This window comes from Streptosporangium sp. NPDC006013, assembly GCF_040614275.1.
In the GTDB taxonomy this organism is placed as follows: Bacteria; Actinomycetota; Actinomycetes; order Streptosporangiales; family Streptosporangiaceae; genus Streptosporangium.
Genome location: NZ_JBEXUE010000090.1, coordinates 1 through 26,753 on the forward strand (window position 1 = coordinate 1; position 26,753 = coordinate 26,753).

A 26,753-nucleotide genomic window follows, 5' to 3' on the forward strand; every position below is an offset into this window, starting at 1 on the left:
GTCCGCACCCCCGGACGGGGCCGCGCCGCCCGATCCGGCGGCCACCTCGCGTCACGGGCGTGCGAGAAGGGTCGCGATCCCCTGTCCCACGCCGATGCACATCGTGGCGATGGCGTGCTCGTGCCCCTCGTCGGCCATGGTCATCGCGGCGGTCAGCGCCAGGCGGGCACCGCTCATGCCGAGCGGGTGGCCGAGCGCGATCGCGCCGCCGTGCGGGTTGACGTGCTCGGCGTCATCGGGCAGCCCGAGCAGGCGCAGCACCGCCAGGGACTGTGCGGCGAAGGCCTCGTTGAGCTCGATGGTCCCGACCCGGTCGAGGCCGACGCCGGTCCGCTCGGTGAGCCGCCGCACCGCGGGTGCCGGGCCGATGCCCATGACCCGCGGCTCGACGCCGACGCTCGTCGTCGAGACGATCCGCGCCAGGGGTTCGAGGCCGTAGCGCGACACCGCCTCCTCCGAGGCCAGGAGCAGGGCCGCGGCGCCGTCGTTGACCCCTGAGGAGTTGCCGGCGGTGACGGAGCCCCCCTCGAAGAGAGGCCGCAGCGCGGCGAGCCGCTCCGGCGAGGTCTCACGGGGATGCTCGTCGGCGGTGACGAGCGTGGGGTCGCCCTTGCGCCGGGGCACCGGCACGGGGACGATCTCGCGTTCCAGGCGGCCGCTCGCCTGTGCCTTCGCCGCCCGCTCCTGGGAGCGCAGCGCGAAGGCGTCCTGGTCCTCGCGGCTGATGCCGTGGTCGTCGGCGACGTTCTGTGCGGTGCGCGGCATGGCGTCCGTGCCGTACGTCCGCTGCATCTCGGGGTTGACGAAGCGCCAGCCGATCGTCGTGTCGTGGATCTCCGCGGTACGGCCGAAGGCGGTGGCCGCCTTCGGCTGCACGAACGGTGCCCGGCTCATGCTCTCCACGCCGCCCGCGATGACGAGGTCGGCGTCGCCCGCGACGATGGCGCGGGCTCCGTACGCCACGGCGTCGAGGCCGGAGCCGCAGAGCCGGTTCACCGTCACCCCGGGCACGGTCACCGGCAGGCCGGCCAGCAGAGCGGCCATCCGGGCGACGTTGCGGTTGTCCTCCCCCGCCTGGTTGGCGCAGCCGAGGACGACCTCGTCGGTCGCCTCCCAGGCGACACCGCCGTACCGGGTGGTCAGCTCGCGGACGACATGGGCCGCGAGGTCGTCGGGGCGCACCTCGGCGAGCGCGCCGGCGTACCTGCCGACGGGGGTGCGGACCCCGGAGACGAGGTAGGCGATGCGGGTAACACTCATGTGGGCCTCCAGAAAAACGTGTCAGCGATCCTCGTCGAACAGCAAGGTCTCCACCCGCTGCCGGTAGTCGCGGTAGATCTGCCGGTACCGCTCGACGGCCCCGGCGCGATCGCCCCGCTCGATCAGCTCAAGGGTCTGCCGGTAGCCGTTCAGCCAAACGCTCCACACGTCGCTCTCGGCGGTGAGGGCCAGCACCCGCAGGGTACGCGTGACCACCAGGTCGACGTGGGTCTGCAGTTCCCGGTTGCCGCTCGCCAGGATGACCACCGTGCTGAAGTCCGCCCCCGCGGCGGCGGCGGCCGTCACGTTGCCCTGCCGGAGTCCCTCGGCGAACTCGCCGAGCTTGACGCGCAGAGCGGCGACGTGCTCGTCGGTGATGTTCTCCATGCCCCACTCGAAACCGGCGCAGGCCAGCACCATCATCACGTCGATCAGCTCGAGCGCGCTCTTCTGGGTCACCCGGGTGACCTGCCGCGTCCGGTTGGGCGAGATGTCGATCAGCCCCTCGGCGGCGAGCTGGGTGATCGCCTCGCGTACCGGGGTGATGCTCACGCCCAGCCGAGCCGCTATCTCCGCGTCCTTGATCAACGCGCCCGGTTTCAGCAGGCCGGTGATGATCTCCTCGCGCAACCGGCGCAGGACCGCTTCTTTCCGCGTCAGCGGTACCGCAAAGGACATGGGGACGCTCTCGGTCAGGAGGAAGCCGACGCCGCCATCCTACGATCCCCGCTCGGAGACTGATCAAGCGGAGCCCGAAGCGGCCGAGGAGGCGCGGCGGCAGCGCGGCACACGCCCCGGAGCCATGGGTTTAGGTCAGCACACAAACCCCTCAGAGCTGTTGACTCCTCACAGAATGCATTTTACATTGATGTAACTTCCAGATAGTACGTACGTGATGCTCTCCCTGATCGCGACAGGGCAACCATTCCCGGGCCAGAGGGCGCCCGATGGCGGGACACCGCCGCACGAGCTGACGCCCGGCCACCAGAGATCTCCGCACCGCCGGACAGGTCTACGCCCCACGACCCGCCGGCGCGGCCGTATCCCCATATCACCGGCGACTCCCAGCCACACGCACGAGTTCCGCACCATGGTCGACCCCCTGCCGGACGGCACCGCCGGCCTGGACCACGTCATCCCGGCGATCGGCGGGAGCCTGGCCGGGCGATCCGTCTGACGCCGCCACCCGTCACTCCCTCGCGGAGTCCCGGCCCGCGCCACCGACCCGTCCGCCGTGACGCCCCGGTTGCGAGCGGGTCCCCCACCACCCCGGTCAGATGAGCATGGCCCTGAGGCGATGACGCACGCCCTCATGGCCGGATGGCGTCGTGAGGTCGCGATCTCCGCGCCGCGCACACCGATTCGTCACACCCCTCGCACCTCAGGAGGACGAATGTCCGCACCCGACTCCGGCCCGCGCACCGTTCCCGCCTCTGTCGACGTCGTTGTCGTCGGCGCCGGTTTCTCGGGCATGTACCTGCTGCACAAGCTCCGCGAGATGAACCTGTCCGCGGTCGTGTTCGAGACCGGCACCGACGTCGGCGGCACCTGGTACTGGAACCGCTACCCCGGAGCCCGGGTGGACGTGGAGAGCCTGGCCTACTCCTACTCGTTCTCCTCTGACCTTGAGCAGGAGTACGAGTGGCAGGAGCGCTACCCGACCCAACCGGAGATCCTCCGGTACGCGCGACACGTCGCCGACCGGTTCGACCTGCGCAGGGACATCCTCTTCGAAACACGCGTGGCGGCGGCCACCTACGACGAGCCCGGCAGGACCTGGCTGGTGCGCACCGAGGCCGGGGAAACCGTCACCGCCCGCTTCCTCGTCATGGCCACCGGCTGCCTGTCGTCTTCGAAGCTGCCGGAGATCCCCGGCCTCGACGGCTTCGGCGGCGCCACCTACCACACGGCGCACTGGCCACACGAGGGTGTGGACTTCACCGGCATGCGAGTCGGGATCATCGGCACCGGGTCCTCCGGCGTGCAGTCGATCCCGGTCATCGCCGAGCAGGCCACCGACCTCACCGTCTTCCAGCGCACCCCCGCCTACAGCCTCCCGGCCCGTAACCGCAGGCTGCGTCCGGACGAGATCGCCGACATGAAGGCGAACTACCGGGCCTTCCGCCAGGCCCAGAAGGAGTCCGGATTCGGGGTCCCCACGCCGATCCCGACGAAGTCCGCCCTGGAGGTCTCCGACGAGGAGCGCGACGCCACCTTCGAGGGGGCCTGGGAGAGCGGCAGCCTGGTCAACCTCCTGACCGCGTACGCCGATCTCAGCGTCGACCAGGAGGCCAACGACACGGCGAAGCGGTTCATCCACGGCAAGATCCACCAGATCGTCGAGGACCCGCGGACCGCCGCGGACCTCTGCCCGGAGTACCCCGTGGGCACCAAGCGCCCCTGCCTGGACACCGGATACTACGAGACTTACAACCGCGAGAACGTGCACCTGGTCAATCTGCGGCGCACACCGCTCGTGGAGGTCACCGACAGGGGCATCCGCACCTCCGACAGGGAGTACGAGTTCGACGCGATCGTCTACGCGACCGGGTTCGACGCGATGACGGGGGCGCTGACGAACGTCGACATCCGTGGCCGGGGCGGTGCCTCACTCAAGGCGGCGTGGAGCGCGGGCCCCCGCACGTATCTCGGGATCGGTTCCGCGGGCTTCCCGAACCTGTTCATGATCACCGGGCCGGGCAGCCCGTCGGTGCTCTCGAACATGGTCGTCTCCATCGAGCAGCACGTCGACTGGGTGGCCGATGCGATCGGGCATCTCGACCACCGGGGGCTGCGGACGATCGAGCCCACCTTGGAGGCCCAGGACGCCTGGGTGGACCACGTCAACCTCATCGCCGACTCCACCCTCTACCCCAGGGCGAACTCCTGGTACATGGGAGCCAACGTGCCGGGCAAGCCGAGGGTCTTCATGCCCTATGCCGGCGGTGTCGGGGAGTACCGCAGGAAGTGCGACGAGATCGCCGCCCTGGGCTACGAGGGCTTCGCCCTCTCCAGCTGACCTGCCGGGAGCGGCGCGGCGAAGTGGTCGCGCCGTGATCGGGGAACAGCGGCCGTACGGTCCTCGCCACCGGAAAACCCCCGCCGCCCGTCCACCGGGCGATGACACCGACTCCCGACCGTTCTACATTCACGTCCACCAGATTCGTGACCCGTTGGAGGGCCAATGTCCCGTCGTGACCTGATCGATCCCGAATCTCGCGTTCCCCTGGACGGGCTACTCGGCATGTTGCCCGGCGGCTTCAACGCCATCCCCGACATCGTCCAGCGCCGAGCCGCCGTCGAAGGCATGATGGGCGCCCTCGAAGTGCCCGAGAACCCCAACGTCACCAAGGAGGATCGGACCGTCCCCGGCCCCGACGGGGAGCCCGACATCACCGTACGGATCTACCGGCCGGTCAACGCGTCCGGCACGCTGCCCGGCATCTACTACATCCACGGTGGCGGCATGATCCTCGGCAACGTCGCGGGCGAGGACGCCGCCGCGACGATGATCTGTGACCAGGTCGGCGCCGTCGTGGTCTCCGTCGAGTACCGCCTCGCCCCGGAGCATCCCCATCCCGCCCCGGTCGAGGACTGCTACGCGGGCCTGGTGTGGACGGCGAAGAACGCCGGTGAGCTGGGCATCGCCCCGGAACGCCTGGCGATCTACGGCGCCAGCGCCGGTGGCGGGCTGACCATCGGCACGGCGCTCCTGGCGCGGGACCGCGGCGGCCCGGCCCTTTCGTTCATGATGCCGATCTACCCGATGGTCGACGACCGGAACGAGACGCCGTCAAGCCACGAGATCACCGACATCGGGATCTGGGACCGCGCGGGCAACGTCGAGGCCTGGAACTGGTACCTCGGCGGCAAGGAGGCCGACCGGTACGCGGCCCCGGCGCGCGCCGAGGACCTGTCCGGTCTCCCCCCGGCCTTCATCGACGTCGGCACCGTCGACCTGTTCCGGGACGAGGACATCGCGTTCGCGCAGCGGCTCATGCAGGCGGGCGTCCCGACCGAGTTGCGCGTCAATCCGGGTAGCTACCACGCCTCGGAGACGTTCGCGCCCGAGGCGGAGCTCTCCCGGCGGATCTGGGCCGGTCGGATCGACGCCCTCAGGCGCGCTCTCGCCTGAGGGGGACGCCCCGGTGCCGTGGACGGCCTGAGGTCCGTTCACGGCACCGGGGCGTACCGGCCTCAGTCGACGTGACAGGAGCAGGACATCGACCGGAATGGCGATGTCCCACGGCGCGCGGACGTCGCGGGGGTACCACGGCAGCTGACCCAGGTAGTTCACCGGGCGGCCGTGCCGTCAGCCCGACGTCCGCGGTCCGCCGGGTATCAGGTGGTGCAGTTCGTGCCGTTGAGGGTGAACGACGCCGGTGCACCGGTGTTGCCGGTGTGGCCGGCCTGGAAGCCGAACGAGGTCGAACCACCCGCCGGGATGGCCGCGTTGTAGCTCATGTTCCTCGCGGTCACGGCGCCGCTCGCGGGCGTGATCGTGGCGTTCCACGCCGAGGTGACGGCCTGGCCCGAAGGAAGCGTGAAGGCCAGGGTCCAGCCGTTGATCGCGGAGGTGCCGGTGTTGGTGACGGTCACCGAGGCCGTGAGGCCGGTGTTCCACGCGTTGGTTGTGTAGGCGACCCGGCAGGGCGCGGTTCCGGGGGTGGGGGTCGGCGTGGGAGTAGGCGTGGGGGTCGGCGTGGGGGTCGGGTCCGGCGGGGTCGTGCCGTCCAGGCCGAAGAACGAGATGACCATCGCGGCCTGGCCGCCCAGTGGCAGGTTGTGCCCCACCCCCTGGAGGCTGATGGCCTCGACGGCGGAGCCGTACCGGGTGCGGGTCCAGGTCGGCTGGGGCTTGTCGGTGGAGGTGGGGGTCTGGGAGAGGCCGTGGACGTTGGTCCACTGCTTGATCTCCTCGGTGAAGTTCGGGTAGCGCAGCGTCGTGTCCTCGGTGCCGTGCCAGACCTGCATCCTCGGGCGCGCCCCCGTATAGCCCGGATAGGCGCCGCGGACCAGGTCTCCCCACTGCTGCGGCGTCTTCGTCACCTGCCCGTTGGCGCAGGCACTGTTCCACGTCGAGCCGTCGGTCGTGGCGAAGCAGCCGAACGGCACGCCCATGAACGCCGCCCCGCCCTTGAACACGTCGGGGTAGTCACCCAGCAGGACGTTGGTCATCATGCCCCCGGAGGAGGCGCCCGTGACGAACACCCGGCCGGTGTCGGCGTTGTAGCGGGACGTCACGTAGTTGACCATCGACACGATGCCCACGGGGTCGCTGTTGCCGTTGCGGGTGAGGGCTCCGGGCGAGTAGACGTCGAAACAGGAGCCGCTGCGGGTGGCCGACGGGTAGATGACGATGAAGCCGTACCGATCGGCCAGCGACGCGAACTCGGTGCCGGAGTGGAACGCCGGACCCGACCCGGTGCAGTAGTGCACGGCCACCAGGATCGCGGGACGCGCGGTGACGTTGTTCGGGACGTACAGGTGCATGCGGAGGTTGGTCGGGTTCGTGCCGAAGCCTGTCACCTCGACGAGCGAGGCGGCCCCGGCGGGCGGCGCCGTCATCAGGCCGACGGCGACGAGCAACGCCGCCACGATGCCCAGGAGTCGTTTCATCTGCTCTCCTCTTCTTGAAATGTTCTGAGCATCACAGAAATATTTCAGTCATCAAGAGCCAGGAAGATCGCGTCGACCTGACCTGGAAGTGCGCAATCAAGGGCGTGAAAGTTTCGGAAGAATTCCCCAGCAGATCGGCCACCAGAGCGCAGCAGGGGTGCCCTCTCTCGGGGACACCCCTGCCGGCCGGTAAAAGCCCGGTCCGAACGGCAGAGCACGCCGGAGCAGCGCCCCCGGCGGCGGCCCCGCGGCTCTTGACAGGTGACCCGGGTCACCCTGACCATACGTAACCACCGCATTAATTAACTATCTAGTTCGTAACCCGGTCGTCATCTCGGCGGGCACCACCCAGCGCCACCCCGCGGGGGGACGCTGACCAGCGAACGCAGAATCCCGCGGCCGACGAGGCGACCCACCCCCCAAAACGCCGATCGCCTCGTTGCTCGCATCGGGGCATTCGCGAAGGAGCACGACGTGACCGAAACCCCCCCGTCCCCCGCCGCGGGAACGCCCGTCCTGCCGGGGCGGCCCCGCAAGGCGGCGCTCGCCGCTTGGATCGGAAGCGCCCTGGAGTACTACGACTTCTTCATCTACGGCACCGCCGCGGCACTGATCTTCGGCAAGGTCTTCTTCCCCACCTCCGACGCCGCGAGCGGGACGCTGCTGTCGCTGGCGACGTTCGGAGTCGGTTACGCGGCCCGTCCCGTCGGCGCCTTCGTTCTCGGGCACTACGGCGATCGGCTCGGCCGCAAGAAGATCCTGTCCGTCACCCTGGTCCTGATGGGCGTGTCGACCTTCCTCATCGGCTGCCTGCCCACCTACGAGCAGATCGGCATCGCGGCGCCCGCGCTCCTGGTGACGTTGCGCCTGCTGCAGGGCCTGTCGGCGGCCGGGGAGCAGGCCAGCGCCAGCTCCATGACCCTTGAGCACTCGCCGGACCACCGCCGGGCGTTCTACACCAGCTTCACCCTCAACGGCACCCAGGCCGGTTCGATCTTCGCGACGCTGGCGTTCATTCCGATCGCCGCCCTTCCGGACGAGCAGTTGTTCTCCTGGGGCTGGCGGATCCCGTTCTGGTTGAGCGTCGTCGTCGTGCTGGTCGGATACGTCATCCGGCGCCGGATGGAGGAGACACCCGAGTTCGAGCGGGTGACCGCGGAGGGCGCCGTGGCCAGGTTCCCGCTGTCCGTGCTCTTCCGCGAGCACCGGGCCGACGTACTGCGCGTGACCGCGGCGGCCCTGTTCGCCACGGTGAGCACCATCGCCGGTGTCTGGGCCCTGTCCTTCGCCGTCAACACCGTCAAGCTGGACAGGTCCGCCCTGCTGTGGGTCAGCGTCCTGGCCAACGTCGTCGCCTTGGTGGCCATTCCGTCGTGGGCCGTGCTGTCGGACCGGATCGGGCGCCGGCCGGTGTTCATCTTCGGCACGGCCGGCTGCGCCGTGTTGATGGTCGCCTACCTGTGGGCGATCTCCCTGGGCGGCTACGTGCTCATCTTCATCGTCGGCATCCTGCTGCTCGGGGTCGTCGGCAGCGCGGCCAACGGTCTCCAGCCGGCGTTCTACAGCGAGATGTTCAGCACCCGCGTCCGCCTGTCGGGCGTGGCGATCGGAACCCAGATCGGCTACGCGATCGCCGGTTTCTCCGCCACTTTCGCGGCCACGATCGCCGGCTCGGACGGCACCAACTGGCAGGGGGTCGCGGTACTCGCCGCCGTCCTGTGCGCCATTCCGGTGATCGCCGCGGCGACCGCGCGGGAGACGTACCGCATCCCCACCGCGCAACTCGGCATGAAGCCGGTCAAGGTCGCGCCGACGGAAGCGCCTGCCTGACGGATCGGTGCTGATCAAGGCCGTACCCGAGAGCACACCGGCGGCGTCGCGGTCAACGCCGCCGGTCACGGCCACACGTCGACGGCGTCGCGCGACGCCCTGGCGGCCATGTCCTCCCGCCTATCTGTCCCGGCCACTGGAGAGAACACCAGGATGACCTCACATCTGATCGGGCTGATCGGCTCAGGCGTCGGCCCCTCCCTCAGCCCCGCCCTGCACGAGCGGGAGGCCGATCACCACGGCCTCCGCTACCTCTACCGGATCATCGACATCACCCCGCTGGGACTGGACGCCGCCGCGGCCGGTGGCCTGGTACGGACGGCCCGGCGACTCGGCTACACCGGGCTCAACATCACCCATCCGTGCAAGCAGACGGTCATCGAACACCTCGACGAACTGTCACCGGACGCCGCGACGCTCGGTGCCGTCAACACCGTGACCTTCGACGGGGAGCGTGCCATCGGGCACAACACCGACTGGACCGGATTCGCCCGGTCGTTCACCCGGGGCCTGCCGGACGCGGCCACCCGCCGGATCGTGCAACTCGGCGCGGGCGGCGCAGGGGCGGCGGTCGGACACGCGCTGCTGACGCTCGGCGCCGAGCAGATCGTCCTCGCCGACGCGCTACCGGCGCGGGCGGAGTCGCTGGCCACCGAACTGGAGCGCCGCTTCGGCAGTGGACGTGCCCGCGCCGTACCCCTCGGTGAGCTGGCCGGGCTGCTCGGCGGCGTGGACGGTCTGGTCAACGCGACGCCTACCGGGATGGCCGCGTACCCCGGAACACCGGTACCCGCCGAGCTGCTCCACCCCGGCCTGTGGGTCGCCGACGTGGTCTATCGCCCGCTGGAGACAGAGCTGCTGCGCCGGGCGCGCCGGCTCGGCTGCCGCACTCTCGACGGCGGGGGCATGGTGGTCTTCCAGGCCGCGCACTCCTTACGCCTCTTCACCGGCGTCGAGCCCGACACCGAACGGATGCTCGCCCATCTGGCCGACCTCGTCGCCGTCTGACCTCCGGGAGAACGACATGCGCAAGTCCATCGCCACCGTGTCCGTGAGCGGCTCGCTGAGCGACAAACTCGCCGCCGTCGCCGCCGCGGGCTTCGACGGTGTGGAGATCTTCGAGAGCGACCTGCTCGCCAGTCCCCTGTCACCGGAGCAGATCCGTGAACGGGCCACCGACCTGGGTCTCGCCATCGATCTCTACCAGCCGTTCCGCGACTTCGAGGCGGTCCCCGCCGAGATCCTGGATCGCAACCTGCGCCGCGCCGAGCGCAAATTCGAAGTGATGGAACGCCTCGGCGCGGACCGGCTGCTCGTGTGCTCCAGCCTCTCCCCCGACGCCGTCGACGACGACGCCCTCGCCGCCGAGCACCTGCACCTCCTCGCCGAACGCGCCGCGGAGCGTGGGATCCGGATCGCCTACGAAGCGCTCGCGTGGGGCCGCCATGTCGACGATTACCGGCATGCGTGGCGGATCGTCCGGATGGCCGACCATCCCCACCTGGGAGTGTGCCTCGACAGTTTTCACATGCTGTCGAAAGGCGCCGACCCGCGCGGTATCGAGGAGATCACCGCAGACAAGATCTTCTTTCTGCAGCTCGCCGACGCCCCGATCCTGGCGATGGACGTCCTGCAGTGGAGCCGCCACTACCGCTGCTTCCCCGGGCAGGGCGATTTCGACCTGTCCGGGCTGCTGTCCCACGTGCTCCGGGCCGGGTACTCCGGCCCGCTGTCGCTGGAGGTGTTCAACGACGTCTTCCGGCAGGCCGACACCGGCCGCACCGCCGTGGACGCCATGCGGTCACTGATCTCGCTGGAGGAGGCGACCGCCCGGTGCCTCGGCGCGGAACCCCCGGCGGCCGCGCTCAACGTGCCACCGCCCCCGGTCTTCCCGACCGGAATCGCCTTCGCCGAACTGGCGACCCCGCAGACCGCCGGGCTCAGCGGCCTGCTCACCGCTCTGGGGTTCGCTCGTGTCGGCGTACACGCCGGCAAACCGGTCGAACTATGGCAGCAGGGACAGGCCAGAATCCTGTTGAACGCCGGCGCCCGCGGCGCCGACGACGGCCCGGCCCTGGCCGCCATCGGGCTGGAGAGCCCCGATCCCGCCGGCTCGGTGGCACGCGCCGAGGCACTGCTGTCACCGGTGCTCCCCCGCCGGCGCGCACCACGGGATGTGCCGCTGAACGCCGTCGCGGCGCCCGACGGCACCGCGCTGTTCTTCTGCCGCACCAGGCGGCCGGACCATCCGAGCTGGACCGACGACTTCACCGGAGTGCTGGACGGGCCCGCGGTCCCGGCACAGGCCGATCCGGGCTTCCGGGCCGGCCCCTCCGGAACTGCGGGAACGGCGGAGTCCGCCGGCATCACCCACGTCGACCACGTGGCGCTCACCCAGCCGTGGCACCACTTCGACGAGGCCGCGCTGTTCTATCGCAGCGTCCTCGGCCTGAGGCCCCACCGGAGTCTCGAACTGCCCGACCTGTACGGGCTGCTCCGCAGCCGCGCGATGTCCAGCGAGGACGGCGCCGTGCGCATGGTCCTCAATATCCGCGCGCACCCCGGCTCCCCGGACATTCCCGCCCAACACGTCGCACTGGCCAGTGAGGACATCATCGCCACCGCCCGCCGGCTGCGCGCGCTCCAGAACGTGCTGCTGCCCATCCCGGACAACTACTACGACGACCTCGAAGCCCGCCACGACCTGGGGAGCGAGCGACACCGCACGCTGCGCGAGCTGGGCCTTCTCTACGACCGCGACGAGCACGGCGAGTTCCTGCACCTCTACACCGTCACCGTCGGCCGCGTCTTCTTCGAGATCGTGCAGCGGATCGGCCGCTACCAGGGGTACGGCGCGGTGAACGCCCCGGTCCGGCTCGCCGCCCAGCACGCCCGGCCCCGTCTTTCCACCGGCCGAAGGACCGTACCGGGCCGAAGCACGGTCGCCGAACTGCGGGGTGACGCCGACGACTAGGATGTGGACGGTCTGATCTGCCCTGCCCGTGGAGCCGTATGTCCTCGCAGCCCGTCACATCGGCGTCCCGAGAACGACAGCGTGACGCCGAACGCACCCGGGCGGAGATCCTGGAGGTCGCGCAGCGCGAGTTCACCCGCAGGGGATACACCGGCGCCCGGATAGACGAGATCGCCGCCCTCATGCGCACCTCCAAGCGCATGATCTACTACTACTTCGGCAGTAAGGAGCAGTTGTACATCGCCGTCCTGGAGAAGGTCTACACCGAGGTCCGGGCGGCCGAGGCGGCGATCGACGTGGAACATCTCGCGCCGGTCACGGCGATCCGCACACTGGCCGAGCTGACCTTCGACCACCATGACGCCCATCAGGACTTCATCAAGCTCGTCAGCATCGAGAACGTCCATCAGGCCGAATACCTCCGGCGTTCGGAGTCCTTGGTGAACCTCGGTGTCCCGGTGATCGACCTGATCTCGCGCATCCTGGCTGCGGGCCGGGCCTCCGGTGACTTCGTCGCCGAGGCCGACGCCGTCGACGTGCATATGATGATCAGCGCGTTCTGTGTCTTCCGCATCGCCAACCAGTACACCTTCGGCGTCCTGTTCGACCGTGACCTGGCCGCGCCCGAGCACCGGGCCCGGCACCGCCAGATGGTCGGCGACATGATCGTCGCCTACCTCACCGGAGCAGGCGCCCCCCGCCCGTAGCCTCGGCCCGGCCTCCCCGCCGCACACGCTGCCGCACATCCAGCCGGAATCACTATCGGTCGGCGGCGAGATGCTCCGGCGTGGGCAACGCCTTCTCGGCCATGGCGAGCACGGTTCGCAGAGCCGCGGACGGGTTGTCCGTGCGCCAGGCCAGTGCCGCCCGGAGGCGGATCGGCGGGCCGGCCAGCGGGCGGTACACCAGGCCCGTCTGCTGGATGTGCCGACAGGAGGTGAGGGTGAGGGTCACCCCCACCCCTGCGGCGACCAGGGCGAGAACCGTGTGGGAGTCCGGGGCCTCCTGGACGATCCGCGGGGTGAACCCGGCGGCCGCGCAGGTGAGGAAGGTGGCGTCGCGCAGGGAGGATCCCGTGTCGGCTGGGAAGCTGACGAACGGTTCCCCGGCCAGGGCGGAGACCGGGATGTGACCGTGCCGCGCCAGCCGGTGGTCCGAGGGCACCGCGCAGACGAGCTCCTCCTCGTCGATCACGCGCGTGGCGACACCCGGCGGGGTGGCCGGCTGGGCGGCCGGCAGACGGACGAAGCCCAGATCCAGCGAGCCGTCCGCGACCCGGGCCAGGGCGGCGTTGGCGTAGGTCTGGCCCGTCAGGACCAGCTCGATGCCCGGATGAGACACCCGGACCGCGCTGGTCAGCAGGGGGAGGGTCTCGTGACTGGAGGCTCCGGCGAAGCCGACGGTGACTCGCCCGTACTCCCCCCGGCCGGCCGCCCTGGCCGCCCGCCTGGCGGCGTCGACGCTCTCCAGCACCATCCGTGCCGGCTCCAGGAAGGACCGGCCGGCGCTGGTGAGCCGCACCGAGCGGGTGTTGCGCTCGAACAGCTGGACGCCCAGCTCTTTTTCCAGCTGGCGGATCCGCTGGCTGAGTGGTGGCTGAGCCATCTGCAGCCGCCTGGCGGCGTGACCGAAGTGCAGTTCCTCGGCCACGGCGACGAATGCCGTCAGGTGACGCAGTTCCATGACCGTGTCCGTTTCCGGGGCCGGCCGGCCCGATTAATTAATATGACGTCTGAGTCTGACCTTAATTTGGTATTGGACACTAATCAATGTCCCTGGCACCCTGTGACCGACCGCTCGCACTCGTCGAGGAGCACCGCGGAGAAGCAGCATCCGGGACAGGACGGCCGGCGGCCCGTGCCCGCGGCATCCGTGCCCGTACCCGCGTCCGGCCGCCGACCGGGCCATGCCGGTCACGGCCGTAGCCGACCGCGTCGGGAAAGACGTCGAGAGAAACGAGGATCCCCGTGCGCGTCAGGGTTGTCGGCACCGGAGTCATGGGCCGCGGCATCGCCCAGTGGGCTGCGACGGCCGGCCACACCGTCGGGCTCTGCGACGCCCACCGGCCGGTCCGGGTGGCCGGCGTCTGACCGGCCCTCACCGTCATCACAGGTCATCACAGGTCATCACAGGTCATCACAAGGAGAAGGAACATTGTTCAGCCGGGACTTCGGTCTGACCCAGACTCAACGCGACATCAGGACCATGGCCGCGGAGTTCGTCGACACCGAGATCGTCCCCTGCTCCCAGGAATGGGACCGGGCCGAGCGGGTCGACTCCGCGATCGTGAAAAGGCTCGGCGAGCTGGGCTTCCTGGGCCTGACGATCCCCGAGCAGTACGGCGGCGTGGACGTCGACGTACTCTCCTACGTCCTGGTCACCGAGGAGCTCGGACGCGGTGACTCCTCGGTCCGCGGGATCGTCTCGGTCTCGCTCGGGCTGGTCGCCAAGACCATCGCCGCCCACGGGTCCGAGGAGCAGAAACAGGAGTGGTTGCCGCAGCTCACCAGCGGCGACGCGGTGGGGTGCTTCGCGCTGACCGAACCGGGCACCGGCTCCGACGCGGCCTCCCTGTCCACCCGTGCCGTGCGGGACGGTGACGACTGGGTGATCAGCGGCGGCAAGATGTTCATCACCAACGGAACCTGGGCGAAGGTCGCGCTCACCTTCGCCAGGACCGGCGAGATGGGCATCACCGCCTTCCTGGTGCCCACCGACTCGCCGGGCTTCACCGCCTCGGAGATCCACGGCAAACTCGGCCTGCGCGGCCAGGCGACCGCCGAACTCGGCTACGACGCGGTGCGCGTCCCGGACTCGGCCCGGCTGGGGCAGGTCGGCAAAGGGCTGGGCATCGCGCTCGGAACGCTGTCGCGGGGCCGGATCTCAGTGGCGGCGGGCGCGGTGGGCGTCGCCCAGGCGTCGCTCGACGCGGCCGTGCGCTACTCGACAGAGCGGACCCAGTTCGGCAAGCCGATCGCCTCCTTCCAGCTCGTACAGGAGTTGCTCGCGGACTCCGCCGTCGATGTCATGGCATCCCGGCTGCTGACCCACCAGGTCGCTCGCATGGTCGACGCCGGAGTCGGCCCGAAGGACTACGCCGTGGACGCCTCCGTGGCCAAGTACCACGCGAGCGAGACGGCGGTGCGGGTGAGCAACAACTGCTTGCAGGTGTTCGGCGGTTACGGGTTCATCGACGAGTACCCGGTCGGAAAGTACCTGCGGGACGCACGGGTGCTCACCCTCTACGAGGGCACCAGCCAGGTGCAGAAGCTCATCATCGGCCGTGACCTCACCGGGGTGGACGCCATGTTCTGAACGGTCGCCGGCGGTGCGAGGAGCGGCACTGGAGCGCCGCGAGCGCCTCCTTCAAGACGACGCCTCGCCGGTGCCGAACACGCGGCAGTGCACCTTGGGCTGGCACCCACCCACTTGTGAACTATCGGTGTGCACCACCAGTACACTCCAGGCATGCGAGCTGTCGTCAAAACCGTGGGCACCATCCTTGTCGCGATCATCCTTGGCTATCCGCTCTGGGCCCCGGAGTGGGGGCTCGGGATCCTCGGTGAGATCGGGGCGCTGGGCATGCCCGGCGGGCTGATCGCCGTCGCCGTTTTCTTCGGGCTCGTCGCGCTGTACTGCCGTGCCCTTCAGCGGACGATGACGCTCGTGCGACCCGATGCCAGGACCGCACCGCCCGCATCGGTCTGGTGGATGTTCGCGATCCCCTACAACTTCACTGAAGACTTCTTCATCGTGCGGACCGTCTCCGCCTCAATGGCCGCTGACGCGCGTATGCCGGGCGGATTCATCCGGTGGTGGGCGGCGCTCGGATACGGATGGTGCGGTTTCCAGATCCTGTCGCTCTTCCCCGGAATGGCCGGGTACATCGGCGGAGCGATCGCCCTCCCGCTGTGGGCCGCACACTGGATCATGACGGACCGCGTCAACCGCAGGCTTGCCATCCGGCAGCCGGCCTCCCCGCTCACGTACAGCCCTTAGGGAACCCATGCCACTTCCCCGCTTCGACCGACTGCCGGCTGACACGCGAGCCGCCATCCTTGCCGTCGCCCGCACCCACTTCGCGCGCGACGGCAAGGATGCGGCGTCCTTCAACCAGATCATCGCCGAGGCCGGCATCTCCAAGACCTCCGCCTACCACTACTTCGACGGCAAAGATGACCTCTTCGGCGCTGTGCTCGCCGACGCGGGCGGCCGAACGCTCACCGCGCTCGGCCCCTGGGCCGACGTGGCGACCGAGGATGAACTGTGGAAGCAGGTCGTGGCGGGCACGACCCGGCTGGTGGCACATCTGCGCGAACACCCGGACGACCGGGCGGTACTTGCCGAGCGCCCCCGCCTCGACCGCGAAAGCCGATCCTGGATTCACCGACTCGTCGCGAACGGCCTGCACATCGGCCTGATCGATCCGCTGCCAAACGTCGAATTGATCACCGTGGCGACGATCGGCGTCTTCGACGCCCTCGACACATGGGCGCTCGACCATCCGAGTGAGCCCGACCACTCCGTCGCGGGCACGCTCACTCTGTTCCTCGCGCGGCTCTGGAACACCCCCTCCAGAGGAGAGGGCGCCGTGGTGTAGCTCACGCGGTTGCGGACTCCGCCGACGACCTCGCCGGTCAGAGGCGGATCCTCCCTTGCTCGGCCTCACCGAGCAAGGGAGGATCCCGGTCGTCCGAAGCGTCCGGGGCGGTGGCCACGACCGCGATGGCCGTGATCACCAGACCCCCGCGTACCAGCCAGCGGCCGGAGAACTCCCTCAGCTCGCTGCCGTCGTGCAGTCTCGGCCCCTCGACCAGCAGCCGGGCCAGGAAACCGCCCCCGACCGGATCGAAGGTGATCGACGCCTCGGTGAAGTCGAGGCGTGGTTCCCGCCGCGGGGCCAGCGGGAACCACGCCTTGTAAACGGACTCCTTGGCGCTGAACAGCAGCCGGTCCCACCTCGCCGACGGGTCGCGCCGCAAGAAATCCGTCACCCAGCGCGACTCGTCGTCGACCGCGATGGTCTCCAGGATGCCGGGGGGCAGCGGCTTGTTCGGCTCGGCGTCGATCCCAAGGGTCGTGATGTCATCGGACCGGGCGACGGCGGCGGCCCGGTATCCGGCGCAGTGGGTGATGCTGCCGACGACACCGGGGGGCCAGACCGGCGCGCCCTTCGCGCCCGGCACCACGGGCACCAGCGGGTAACCCAGGCGCCTCAGGGCGTCGCGGGCGCACCAGCGCGCCGTGGTGAACTCACGGCGGCGCTTCTCCACCGCCCCGCTGATCACTGCCTCCTCGGCGAGGAACAGGGCGCATGGCTGCGAGTCGTCGAACGCCTCCGACGACATGATCTCGCCGGGCAGCAGGTCCTCGATCATGACGTGAGTTCGGGGGCCAGAATGATCGACCGCGCCGGACGGGGGGTCCCACCCCGTCGGCGCCACTCCCGCGGGTATCCCAACGAAACCTCCTCGAAGCGAACTCCGTCGTGCCACGTCGTGCGTGGTATGTGCAGGTGGCCGTACACGACCACGGCCGCCCGGTACTTGAGGTGCCAGTCGGCGGTCCGCTGGGTGCCGCACCACTGGGCGAACTCCGGATAGCGCAGGACGCGGGTGGGCTCACGTACCAGTGGATAGTGATTGACGAGGATGACCGGGTGGTCGGGATCGCACGCGGCGAGCCGGCGCTCGGTGAATTCCAGCCTGGCCCAGCACCATTCCTCGCGGCTCGGATACGGATCGGGATGCAGCAGCATCTCGTCCGTGCACACCACACCGTTCTCGTACGCCAGTGCCAGCGACTGCGCCTTCGTGGCCGTTCCAGGGGCGTGGAACGAATAGTCGTACAGCAGGAAGAGGGGCGCGATGGTAACCGGCCCCCCGGGCCCGTCCCATGTCAGGTAAGGGTCCTCCGGCGTGCGAACTCCGAGGCGACGGCACATGTCCACGAGGTACCGGTACCGGCTGTCACCACGAAGCTGAATCGGGTCGTCCTGCGGCGTCCACAGTTCATGGTTGCCCGGCGCCCAGATGACCTGGGCGAAGCGGCGTGCCAGCAGGGTGAGCGCCCATTCGATGTCCTCGGCACGCTCGCCGACGTCACCCGCGACGATCAGCCAGTCCTCCTCGGACCCGGGCCGGAACCCTTCGACGAAGCGTCGATTCTCGGCGTAGGCGACATGCAGGTCGCTTACCGCGAGCAGATTTCGCGCCTTCATGATGTGGTCAGCTCCTGCATGATCCGGAATGGTGATGAATTCACGACAGGCCGAGCTCGTTGTCGAGCATCTCGAACATCTCGCTGTCCGTGGCCGAATCGAGGTCGAACTCCGTGTCGCCGGAATCGTGCGACAGCGCCGCCCATTTGGTCTTCAGAACGTCCAGCCGCGCCGCGACCTGCTTGTGCACATCGATGTCGACGGTCATCTCGCCGAAGGCCTTCTCCAGTTTCGCGAGCTCGGCCAGGAGCGCCGCGGACCCCGTCGGCTCGGTCAGGCCGAGCCGGTCAAGCAGGTGGTCCGCGAGAGCGAGCGGCGTGGGGTGGTCGAACACCAGGGTGACCGGCAGGCGCAGCCCGGTGGCGCCGTTCAACCGGTTGCGCAGCTCGACGGCGGTCAGCGAGTCGAAGCCCAGCTCCTTGAGGGCGCGGTCCGGTTCGACGGAGTCGGCTCGGGCATGCCCGAGCACGCCCGCCACCTGGGCGCGCACGAGATCCAGGAGCACCTCGGCACGCTCGGCGGCGCCGAGAGCGGTCAGACCGCGCATCAGGGTGTCCGGTTCCTGTTGCCGCCCGCCCGTGGCCGTACGGCGCCTGGCGGACACCAGGCCCCGCAGCAGCGGCGGAACGTCCTCACGCGCCCGCAGCGCCGGCAGATCGAGCCGGACCGGCGCCAGCACCGGGCGGTCCACGGCGACGGCCGCGTCGAACAGCCAAAGCCCCTGCTTCACCGACAGCGGGCGAATACCCGCGCGCGCCATCCGCCGCCGATCGGTGTCGTCAAGCCCGCCGGTCATGCCACCGGTCATCCCGGTGTCCTGCGCCCAGGGCCCCCAGGCCAGTGACATCGCGGGCAACCCGGCGGCCCGCCGGTGGTGGGCCAGACCGTCGAGGAAGGCGTTGGCCGCGGCGTAGTTGCCCTGCCCCGCGCCGCCGGCCAGGCCGGCCACCGACGAGAAGAGCACGAACGCGGCGAGATCCATGCCCTGGGTGAGCTCGTGCAGGTACCAGGCGGCACCCGCCTTGGGCAACAGCACGGTGTCCAGCCGCTCAGGCCGCAGGGAGGGAATCGTCGCGTCGTCCAGCACCCCCGCCGCGTGGACGACTGCGGTCAGCGGATGCTCGGCGGGTACGGCGGCCAGCAGGCCGGCGAGCGCGTCCCGGTCGGACACGTCGCACGTGGCGATGGTGACCTCGGCACCGCAGGCGGCCAGCTCGGCCCGTAGCGCGGAGGCGCCCGGCGCCGCCGGCCCCCGGCGACCTGCCAGCAGCAGATGCCGTACCCCGTGCTCGCTCACCAGATGCCGCGCCACCTCGACGCCGAGACCGCCCGTACCACCGGTGATCAGCACCGTGCCCTCGGGGTCCCACCGCCGTACGGTGTCCTCGCCCGGTGCCACCGGCGCCAGGCGTGCCACGCTCAGCACCCCGTCGCGCACCGCGACCTGCGGCTCACCACAGGCCAACACCGCCGACAGCAGCGCCCTGGACGGCTCCCCCGGCACATCGAGATCGACGAGCACGAACCGGCCGGGATCCTCCGCCTGCGCGGCACGGACCAGGCCCCACACGGCGGCCCCCGGCAGGTCGATCAGGCGGTCGTGGTCCGGGTCGTGGTCTGGGACGTGGTCTGGGACGGTGACCGCGCCGCGCGTCACCACGATGAGGGGGGTGTCGTCGAACCGGTCTTCCGCGAGCCAGCGCTGCAGGAGACCCAGAACGCGGGCGGTGGACTCGCGCACCGCGGCGACGACATCCATGGAACGGGCGGAGTCCGCGGTGAGGAACGAGCCCGCGGCCACGGCCACGGCACGCGGCGCGTCCGGTGCCCCTGCCGGCAGGGCGGCGAGCAGGCCGTCCAGTGCGGCGAGGTCCCCGGTCAGCACCGCCACGTCCAGCTCTGCGACGGAGACCGGCTCCTCGGGCAGAGGAGTCCACTCCAGCTGGAACAGCGCGTCCCGTGGCGCTCGGCGGTCACCGCCGGCGACCGGCCCGCCGGGCGATGCCGGACGCGACACCAGCGACTCGGCGGTGAGCACGGGCGCTCCCGCCATGTCCACCGCGGTCACCGACACCGCGTCCGCGCCGGTCCTGGTCACGCGCACGCGCAGTATCGTCGCGCCGCCGGCGTGCAGGTGCACCCCGCCCCACGCGAACGGCAGGCGTCCCGCCTCAGGCTCGGCCGCCTCCAGGAACGGCACCGCGTGCAAGGCGGCGTCCAGCAGCGCCGGGTGCACGCCGTACGAGCCGGCGTCGCCGACCTGCTCCGGCAGGGCGATCTCCGCGAACACCTCATCGTCGCGCCGCCAGACCGCGCGCAGCCCCTGGAACACCGGCCCGTAGGCGAACCCGCCTTCGACGAACCGGTCGTAGAGACCGTCCAGCTCGACGGCGGACGCCCCCCGCGGCGGCCACACCTCGGTGTCGAACGCCTGGCCCCGGCCCGCGGCCGCGCGGCCGCCGTCGGAGAGAACACCGGTCGCATGCCGCACCCATGGCTCGTCATCGGCGGCGTCGGCGGGCCGCGCGTAGACGCCGAGCTCGCGGTGGCCCGACGCGTCGGGCGCGCCTACCGACACCTGTACGGCCATCGCGTCCCGCTCGCCAAGCACGAGCGGGGCGGCCATGGTGAGCTCCTCCACCCGGTCGCACCCGGCCTGGTCCCCGGCCCGGATGGCGAGTTCCAGCAACCCCGCGCCGGGGAAGACCACCGTCCCGCCAACGGCGTGGTCCGCGAGCCACGGGTGCGACCGCAGCGAGAGACGACCGGTGAGCACGACGCCGTCCGCCCCGGCCAGTTCCACCGCCGCCCCCAGCAGCGGGTGCGCCGCCGCCGCAAGCCCGAGATCCCGGGCGTCCCCGACCCGCCGCCCACTCGGCCAGAACCATCGATGCTGGAAGGCGTACGTCGGCAGGTCCACCCGGCGGGCACCGGCGAACGCGGTCCTGAACACGGCCGGCCAGTCCACCGCGACACCGTGCGCGTGCAACCTCGCCACCGCCGTCATGATCGCGGTCTGCTCGTCGCGGTCCCTGCGTAGCGCCGGGACAAGGACCGCGCCCACTTGCGGCCCGGACTGCCCCGGGTGCCCGGCGGCCTCGGCGGCCTCGCCCGAGACGACGTCCTCGGCCATCGCCGTCAGCACCCCGTCGGGTCCCAGTTCGAGGTACGCGGTGACCCCTTGCCTTTGCAGCGTCCCCACGCCGTCGGCGAACCTGACCGCGCGCCGTACCTGCGCCACCCAGTAGTCCGGCGAGCACAACTCCTCGGCCGATGCCGGCTCGCCGGTCACGTTCGAGACCACCGGAATCCGCGGCGGTGCGAAGACCAGGCCCTCGGCCACCCGCCGGTACTCCGCCAGCATCGGCTCCATCAGCGGCGAATGGAACGCGTGGCTCACCCTCAGCCGCGTCGTCTTGCGCCCTTCGGCCTCCAACCGGGCGGCGATCCGGACGACCGGTCCCTCGGCACCCGCGATCACCAACGAAGCGGGACCGTTCACCGATGCGATGGAAACCTCGTTCTCGTGCCCGGCGAGAAGCGGCAGTACCTCCTGTTCCGGAGCCTGGACGGCGACCATCGCCCCGCCCGGCGGCAGCGCCTGCATCAGCCGGGCACGCGCCGCCACCAGCCGGCACGCGTCCTCCAGCGGCAGCACGCCGGCCACGTGCGCGGCCGTGATCTCGCCGATCGAATGCCCGGACAGGAAATCCGGCCTGACGCCCCAGGACTCCACCAGCCGGAACAGCGCCACCTCCAGCGCGAACAGCGCCGGCTGGGTGTATCCGGTCTGGTCCAGCAGTTCGGTGTCGCCGAACATCACCTCGCGCAGCGGGTGGTCCAGCTCGGGATCCAGGTGGGCGAGCACGGCGTCGAAGGCACCGGCGAACACCGGGAACCGCTCGTACAACCCACGGCCCATTCCGGCCCGTTGAGCACCCTGCCCGGTGAACAGCAGCGCGAGCCTGCCCGGCCGCGTGCCACGTCCGTGGACCACTCCGGGCGCCGAATGCCCGTCCACCACCGCCGTCAGGCTCGCCGGCAGCTCGTCCCGGTCACCGGCCAGCACCACCGCCCGATGCTCGAACGCCGAGCGGGTCGTCGCCAGCGAGAAGCCGATGTCCACCGGGGAGGCGTCCAGATCGTCCTGGACCCGCGACAGCAGGCGTGCCGCCTGGGCCCGCAGCGCGTCATTCGTCTTCCCCGAGAGCAACAGGGGCACCGCACCCGGCACGACGCCTGGCGCCGAGCCGGTTCCCGCATCCGTGGTCGGCGGCACCTGCTCGAGGATCACGTGTGCGTTGGTCCCGCTGATGCCGAACGACGACACCCCGGCCCGCCGTGGCCGTCCGATCTCCGACCACGGGCGGTGCTCGGTGAGCAACTCCACTGCGCCCTGGTTCCAGTCCACGTGCGACGAGGCCGCGTCCACGTGCAGCGTGCCCGGCAGCACTTCGTGGCGCATCGCCATGACCATCTTGATCACACCGGCGACACCCGCGGCCGCCTGGGTGTGGCCGATGTTCGACTTGATCGAGCCGAGCAGCAGCGGGCGGTCATCCGGCCGGTCCTGCCCGTAGGTCGCCAGCAGCGCCTGCGCCTCGATCGGGTCACCCAGTCTCGTCCCGGTCCCGTGACCCTCCACCACGTCCACGTCCGCCGGGGCCAGCCCGGCGCCGGCCAGTGCCTGGCGGATCACTCGCTGCTGCGACGGGCCGTTCGGCGCGGTCAACCCATTGGAGGCACCGTCCTGGTTCACCGCCGACCCGCGCACCACGGCCAGCACCTGGTGGCCGTTGCGCCGCGCGTCGGACAGGCGTTCCAGCACCAGCATCCCGACACCCTCGGACCAGCCGACACCGTCGGCGGCCTCGGAGAAGGACTTGCACCGGCCGTCGCCGGCCAGCCCGTCCTGAGCACTGAAGTTGATGAACGCCCCCGGGGTGGCCATCACGGTCACCCCACCGGCCAGCGCCAGCGAGCACTCACCCGAGCGCAGCGCCTGCGCGGCCAGGTGCATCGCCACCAGTGAGGAGGAGCACGCGGTGTCCACCGTCACCGCCGGCCCTTCCAGGCCGAGCGTGTAGGACAGCCGTCCGGACACGACGCTGCCGGCCGTGCCGGTGCCCATGAAGCTCACCACGTCCGGCGGGAACTCGGCGCTCGTCGCGTAGTCGTGGTACATCACCCCGGCGAACACGCCCGTGTGGCTGCCCCGCAGCGAGAGCGGGTCGATCCCGGCCCGCTCGACCGCCTCCCAGGACACCTCAAGAAGGAGCCGCTGCTGCGGGTCCATCGCCAGCGCCTCGCGGGGCGAGATGCCGAAGAAGCCTGGGTCGAAATCCCCCGCTTCGTGCAGGAACCCGCCTTCGCGGACGTAGCTGGTGCCCCGGCGCTCGCGGTCGGGATCGTACAGCGACTCCAGATCCCAGCCACGAGAGGCCGGGAACGCCGAGATCGCGTCCGTACCTTCCGCGACCAGCCGCCACAGATCCTCGGGGGAGGTCACTCCGCCCGGGTACCGGCACGCCATCGACACGATCACCACGGGATCGTCATCGGCCGATGTGACCGGCTGCGCGGCCGGCTGCGCGGCCGCCGAGCCGCCGTGCTCGCCCAGCAACTCCGCCAGGAGGAACTCCGTCAGCGCCGTGACGTTCGGGTAGTCGAACACCAACGTCGCGGGCAGGCGCAGCCCGGTGGCCGCGGACAGCCGGTTGCGCACCTCGACGGCTGTCAGCGAGTCGAAGCCCATGCTCTGGAAGCTGCTCAGCGGCTCGATCGCGTCGCCGTCTGCGTGGCCCAGCACCAAGGCGATCTGGTCGCGGGCCAGCTCCAGCAGGGCGGCCGTCCGCTCGCCTGCCCCGAGCGGCGCGACGCGATCGGCGAGTGCGGTCGCCGCTGCGACCGTCGCCTGCCGGCGGGCCGACGACCGGATCAGCCCTTGGAGCAGGAGTGGGACGTCCTGGCCGGTACGGAATGCCGCCAGATCCAGGCGCGCGGGCACCAAGGCCGGTTCGTCGCCCGTGACCGTCACGTCGAACAGCGCAAGACCGTGATCCGGAGACAGCGGGAGCATCCCGCGCCTGGCGAGCCTGCCCATCTCGGCCTCGCTCAGGGCGCCGGTCATGCCACCGGCCTGGGCCCACGGACCCCATCCCAGTGAGAGTCCCGGCAGGCCCTCGGCCCGGCGGCGCCGGGCGAGCGCGTCCAGGAAGGCGTTCGCCGCCGCGTAGTTGGCCTGGCCCGCCGTCCCGAACGTCCCCGCCACCGACGAGAACAGCACGAACGCGGACAGATTCTCGTCTCGGGTCAGCTCGTGGAGATGCCAGGCCGCATCCACCTTGGGGCGGAACACCCGATCCAGGCTCTGCGACGTCAACGTGCCGATCACACCGTCGTCCAGCACGCCCGCGGTGTGCACCACCGCGGTCAGCGGGTGCTCGGCGGCTATCCCGGCCAGCAGACCGGCCACAGCGTCGCGATCCGCCAGATCGCATGCCACGACGATCACGCGAGCGCCGAGCCCGGTAAGCTCCGCCACCAGCTCGCCGGCGCCCTCCGCCCGGTCACCGCGACGGCTCACCAGCGTCAGGTGCCTGATGCCGTGCACGGTCACCAGGTGGCGGGCCAGCATGCCGCCCAGGCCGCCGGTGCCGCCGGTGATCAGCACCGTGCCCTCGGGATCCCAGGCCAGGCCCGGTGGCTCAGCGGGCGGGAAGACCCGGGCCAGCCGACCGGCCAGCACGGCACCATCCCGGATCACCAACTGCGGCTCGGCGGCGGCCAGGGCCGGCGGCAGCGCGGCGATCGAGGCCGCCGACGCGCCCACGTGGTCAAGGTCGAGGTCGAGGTCGACCAGTACAAACCGGCCTGGGTGCTCCGCCTCGGCGGCGCGCACGAGCCCCCACACCGTCGCCGCCGCCACGTCATCGCCGTCCACCGCGCCCCGGGTGAGGAACGCCAGCCGCGAACCGGCGAACCGCTCGTCGGCGAGCCAGGATCGCACCAGGTCCAGCACGGACGACGCCAGACCGTGCGCGGCCGCCGGCACCCCATCGCCCGGGCCTCCGGCCACCGGTACCAGCACCGTGCGCGGCACGAGAGCACCGCCGTCGTACGCCTCTCCCAGCGACCGCAGATCGGCACCTGTCCCGACAGGACCGCCCATGGCGTCGGCAAGGGCTTCGGCGAGACCCCACTCGTCCGGACCCACTACTGCCAGAGTGCTCGGCGACACCGCGGATACCGGCGGGGCCGGGGCGACCAGCGGGACCCAGTTCAGCCGGAACAGGGAATCCCTTCCGACTGCTCGCGAGCCGGTGGCCTGCTCGTCCGAAAGGACTCGCAGGGTCAGCGACCTGATCGAGGCCACGGGACCGCCGGCGCCGGCGATCGCGATCGACATCGCGTCCGGTCCGGCCCAGGACAACCGCACCCGGACCGCCGATGCCCCCGCCGCGTGCAAGGACACGCCCTCCCAGGCGAAGGGCACCTTACGCCGGGCGTCCTCGCTCTGGTCGAGGAGCAGGCACAGGTGCAGCACCGCGTCCAGCAGCGCCGGATGCATACCGAACGCCCCCGCCTCGGCCGCGTCCTGCTCGGGCAGACCGATTTCGGCGTACATATCCGAGTCGCATCGCCAGGCCGCGGTCAGGCCGCGGAACGCCGGCCCGTAGTCGAAGCCGTCCGCCGCCCGCCCCTCGTAGAAGCCTTCCAACGAGATCGGCGTCGCACCGGCCGGTGGCCACACCGTCGTGTCGAACGGCGGTGCGGTAAGGGGCTCGTCGACTGCCAGGAGACCGCCCGCGTGTCGTGTCCAGGGGCGCTCCTCCTCGCCTTCCGGCCGCGCGTGCACGCTCAGCGGCCGGTGTCCCCTCTCGTCGGGCTCGCCCAGCCGCACCTGTACCTGGACACCGCCCTGTTCGGGCAGCGTCAACGGCGCGGCCAGGGTCAGCTCGTCCACTCGCGCGCAGCCGACCTCGTCACCGGCTCGGATCGCCAGTTCCAGGAACGCCGTCGCCGGTACCACCACCCGGCCCGACACCACGTGATCGGCCAGCCACGGCTGGGAACGCACCGACAACCGGCCGGTGAAGAGCACCTCGTCGCCGCCCGCCAGCTCAACGGCGGCTCCCAGCAAGGGATGGTCCGGCGCTCCGAGCCCGGCGTCGGTCACATCGCCGACGCGGGAGAGCGAAGGCCTCGGCCAGAAACGCCGACGCTGGAAGGCGTAGGTGGGCAGCTCCACCCGGCGGGCACCGGTGAACACCGCACACCAGTCCACCGGCACCCCGCGTACGTGCAGGGCGGCCAGCGCCGTCATCACCGTGTTCTGCTCGTCCCGGTCCCCGCGCAGCACCGGCACCAGCAGTGCGTCCGGATCCGCCACCGCCTCGGCGTCTGTCAGGACGTCCTGCGCCATGGCGGTCAGTACACCATCGGGGCCCAGTTCCAGATACGCCCGCACTCCCTGAGCGTGCAGCGTCCGGATTCCGTCGGAGAAGCGGACCGCGCCACGCACCTGATCCACCCAGTAGTCCGGCGAGCACAGCTGCTCGGCCGTGGCCGCCTGCCCGCTCACCGTGGACACCACCGGGATCTGCGGCGGGCCGTAGGTCAACCCACCCGCCACCGCTCGGAAGTCCTCCAGCATCGGATCCATCAACGGCGAATGGAACGCGTGCGACACCCGCAACCGCTTCGTGCGCACCCCGCGCTCCTCCAGCGCGGCGGCCACCTCCAGCACCGCCTCCTCGGTGCCGGAGATCACCACCGAGGCCGGACCGTTCACCGCCGCGACCGACACCTCCTTCTCCCGCCCGGCCAGCAGCCCGGCGACCTGCTCCT

At 70.7% G+C, this 26,753-nt stretch carries 17 protein-coding genes; 10 read left to right on the plus strand and 7 right to left on the minus strand.

Annotated features, from left to right (window positions below):
- Nucleotides 1-51: 51 nt before the first annotated feature.
- Nucleotides 52-1,260: a 3-oxoadipyl-CoA thiolase gene (gene pcaF / locus ABZ260_RS16410; protein WP_355617684.1), complete on the minus strand. Its 1,209-nt coding sequence runs from the start codon at nt 1,258-1,260 to the stop codon at nt 52-54.
- Between the two features lie 21 nt (nt 1,261-1,281).
- On the minus strand, nt 1,282-1,938 hold the full coding sequence (locus ABZ260_RS16415) for a GntR family transcriptional regulator (protein WP_355617687.1): 657 nt from the start codon (nt 1,936-1,938) through the stop codon (nt 1,282-1,284).
- 715 nt (nt 1,939-2,653) lie between these two features.
- Between ABZ260_RS16415 and ABZ260_RS16420 the strand changes: the two genes are divergently transcribed.
- Both ABZ260_RS16420 and ABZ260_RS16425 read left to right on the plus strand, forming a co-directional pair.
- Nucleotides 2,654-4,279 (plus strand): NAD(P)/FAD-dependent oxidoreductase, encoded by a 1,626-nt coding sequence (locus tag ABZ260_RS16420; RefSeq protein ID WP_355617690.1) that lies wholly within the window; start codon nt 2,654-2,656, stop codon nt 4,277-4,279.
- 165 nt (nt 4,280-4,444) lie between these two features.
- Nucleotides 4,445-5,395 carry an alpha/beta hydrolase gene (locus ABZ260_RS16425; protein ID WP_355617693.1) on the plus strand — a complete coding sequence of 317 codons (951 nt, stop codon included), beginning with the start codon at nt 4,445-4,447 and terminating at the stop codon, nt 5,393-5,395.
- 206 nt (nt 5,396-5,601) lie between these two features.
- Here ABZ260_RS16425 and ABZ260_RS16430 read toward each other — a convergent pair whose 3' ends face one another.
- Complete coding sequence (locus tag ABZ260_RS16430; RefSeq protein ID WP_355617696.1) at nt 5,602-6,879, minus strand: PHB depolymerase family esterase; 1,278 nt, start codon at nt 6,877-6,879, stop codon at nt 5,602-5,604.
- A gap of 474 nt (nt 6,880-7,353) precedes the next feature.
- Between ABZ260_RS16430 and ABZ260_RS16435 the strand changes: the two genes are divergently transcribed.
- The 4 genes from ABZ260_RS16435 (at nt 7,354) to ABZ260_RS16450 (ending at nt 12,390) form a co-directional block, all read left to right on the plus strand.
- Complete coding sequence (locus ABZ260_RS16435) at nt 7,354-8,709, plus strand: MFS transporter (RefSeq protein ID WP_355617699.1); 1,356 nt, start codon at nt 7,354-7,356, stop codon at nt 8,707-8,709.
- 153 nt (nt 8,710-8,862) lie between these two features.
- Complete coding sequence (locus ABZ260_RS16440) at nt 8,863-9,717, plus strand: shikimate dehydrogenase (RefSeq protein WP_355617702.1); 855 nt, start codon at nt 8,863-8,865, stop codon at nt 9,715-9,717.
- 16 nt (nt 9,718-9,733) lie between these two features.
- Nucleotides 9,734-11,683 (plus strand): TIM barrel protein, encoded by a 1,950-nt coding sequence (locus ABZ260_RS16445; RefSeq protein WP_355617705.1) that lies wholly within the window; start codon nt 9,734-9,736, stop codon nt 11,681-11,683.
- A gap of 38 nt (nt 11,684-11,721) precedes the next feature.
- Entirely contained in the window at nt 11,722-12,390 is a 669-nt protein-coding gene (locus ABZ260_RS16450; protein ID WP_355617709.1) for a TetR/AcrR family transcriptional regulator, read from the plus strand.
- Nucleotides 12,391-12,442: 52 nt separating this feature from the next.
- Here the strand turns inward: ABZ260_RS16450 and ABZ260_RS16455 are convergent, their stop codons facing one another.
- Nucleotides 12,443-13,366, minus strand: a complete 924-nt coding sequence (locus ABZ260_RS16455) for a LysR family transcriptional regulator (RefSeq protein WP_355617721.1) — start codon at nt 13,364-13,366, stop codon at nt 12,443-12,445.
- 284 nt (nt 13,367-13,650) lie between these two features.
- Here ABZ260_RS16455 and ABZ260_RS16460 point away from each other — a divergent pair, with 284 nt between their 5' ends.
- From ABZ260_RS16460 to ABZ260_RS16475, 4 genes are all read left to right on the plus strand, one after another.
- Complete coding sequence (locus tag ABZ260_RS16460; protein ID WP_355617724.1) at nt 13,651-13,773, plus strand: 3-hydroxyacyl-CoA dehydrogenase NAD-binding domain-containing protein; 123 nt, start codon at nt 13,651-13,653, stop codon at nt 13,771-13,773.
- 64 nt (nt 13,774-13,837) lie between these two features.
- The gene (locus tag ABZ260_RS16465; protein ID WP_355617727.1) at nt 13,838-14,998 is read left to right on the plus strand and encodes an acyl-CoA dehydrogenase family protein; all 1,161 of its coding nucleotides are present in this window, start codon (nt 13,838-13,840) and stop codon (nt 14,996-14,998) included.
- Nucleotides 14,999-15,151: 153 nt separating this feature from the next.
- Nucleotides 15,152-15,682: a hypothetical protein gene (locus ABZ260_RS16470; RefSeq protein ID WP_355617730.1), complete on the plus strand. Its 531-nt coding sequence runs from the start codon at nt 15,152-15,154 to the stop codon at nt 15,680-15,682.
- Between the two features lie 7 nt (nt 15,683-15,689).
- The gene (locus ABZ260_RS16475) at nt 15,690-16,283 is read left to right on the plus strand and encodes a TetR/AcrR family transcriptional regulator (protein WP_355617733.1); all 594 of its coding nucleotides are present in this window, start codon (nt 15,690-15,692) and stop codon (nt 16,281-16,283) included.
- A gap of 37 nt (nt 16,284-16,320) precedes the next feature.
- Here ABZ260_RS16475 and ABZ260_RS16480 read toward each other — a convergent pair whose 3' ends face one another.
- From ABZ260_RS16480 to ABZ260_RS16490, 3 genes are read right to left on the minus strand one after another with little or no spacing between them, the layout of a single operon-like run.
- Nucleotides 16,321-17,061 (minus strand): 4'-phosphopantetheinyl transferase superfamily protein, encoded by a 741-nt coding sequence (locus tag ABZ260_RS16480; RefSeq protein WP_355617736.1) that lies wholly within the window; start codon nt 17,059-17,061, stop codon nt 16,321-16,323.
- A complete protein-coding gene (locus ABZ260_RS16485; protein WP_355617739.1) occupies nt 17,058-17,903 on the minus strand; it encodes a metallophosphoesterase in 846 nt (281 codons plus the stop codon). Before ABZ260_RS16485 ends, ABZ260_RS16480 begins: the two co-directional genes overlap by 4 nt.
- Nucleotides 17,904-17,943: 40 nt before the next feature.
- Nucleotides 17,944-26,712: an SDR family NAD(P)-dependent oxidoreductase gene (locus tag ABZ260_RS16490; protein WP_355617743.1), complete on the minus strand. Its 8,769-nt coding sequence runs from the start codon at nt 26,710-26,712 to the stop codon at nt 17,944-17,946.
- Nucleotides 26,713-26,753 lie beyond the last annotated feature (41 nt).

What these genes read in the sequence shown, in the direction of transcription:
- ABZ260_RS16425 (WP_355617693.1), top strand. Translation starts at nt 4,445, where the DNA reads ATGTCCCGTCGTGACCTGATCGATCCCGAATCTCGCGTTCCCCTGGAC.
- ABZ260_RS16420 (WP_355617690.1), top strand. Translation starts at nt 2,654, where the DNA reads ATGTCCGCACCCGACTCCGGCCCGCGCACCGTTCCCGCCTCTGTCGAC.
- ABZ260_RS16440 (WP_355617702.1), top strand. Translation starts at nt 8,863, where the DNA reads ATGACCTCACATCTGATCGGGCTGATCGGCTCAGGCGTCGGCCCCTCC.
- ABZ260_RS16430 (WP_355617696.1), bottom strand. Translation starts at nt 6,879, where the DNA reads ATGAAACGACTCCTGGGCATCGTGGCGGCGTTGCTCGTCGCCGTCGGC.
- ABZ260_RS16475 (WP_355617733.1), top strand. Translation starts at nt 15,690, where the DNA reads ATGCCACTTCCCCGCTTCGACCGACTGCCGGCTGACACGCGAGCCGCC.
- ABZ260_RS16480 (WP_355617736.1), bottom strand. Translation starts at nt 17,061, where the DNA reads ATGATCGAGGACCTGCTGCCCGGCGAGATCATGTCGTCGGAGGCGTTC.
- ABZ260_RS16415 (WP_355617687.1), bottom strand. Translation starts at nt 1,938, where the DNA reads ATGTCCTTTGCGGTACCGCTGACGCGGAAAGAAGCGGTCCTGCGCCGG.
- ABZ260_RS16445 (WP_355617705.1), top strand. Translation starts at nt 9,734, where the DNA reads ATGCGCAAGTCCATCGCCACCGTGTCCGTGAGCGGCTCGCTGAGCGAC.
- ABZ260_RS16470 (WP_355617730.1), top strand. Translation starts at nt 15,152, where the DNA reads ATGCGAGCTGTCGTCAAAACCGTGGGCACCATCCTTGTCGCGATCATC.
- ABZ260_RS16450 (WP_355617709.1), top strand. Translation starts at nt 11,722, where the DNA reads ATGTCCTCGCAGCCCGTCACATCGGCGTCCCGAGAACGACAGCGTGAC.
- pcaF (WP_355617684.1), bottom strand. Translation starts at nt 1,260, where the DNA reads ATGAGTGTTACCCGCATCGCCTACCTCGTCTCCGGGGTCCGCACCCCC.
- ABZ260_RS16485 (WP_355617739.1), bottom strand. Translation starts at nt 17,903, where the DNA reads ATGAAGGCGCGAAATCTGCTCGCGGTAAGCGACCTGCATGTCGCCTAC.
- ABZ260_RS16455 (WP_355617721.1), bottom strand. Translation starts at nt 13,366, where the DNA reads ATGGAACTGCGTCACCTGACGGCATTCGTCGCCGTGGCCGAGGAACTG.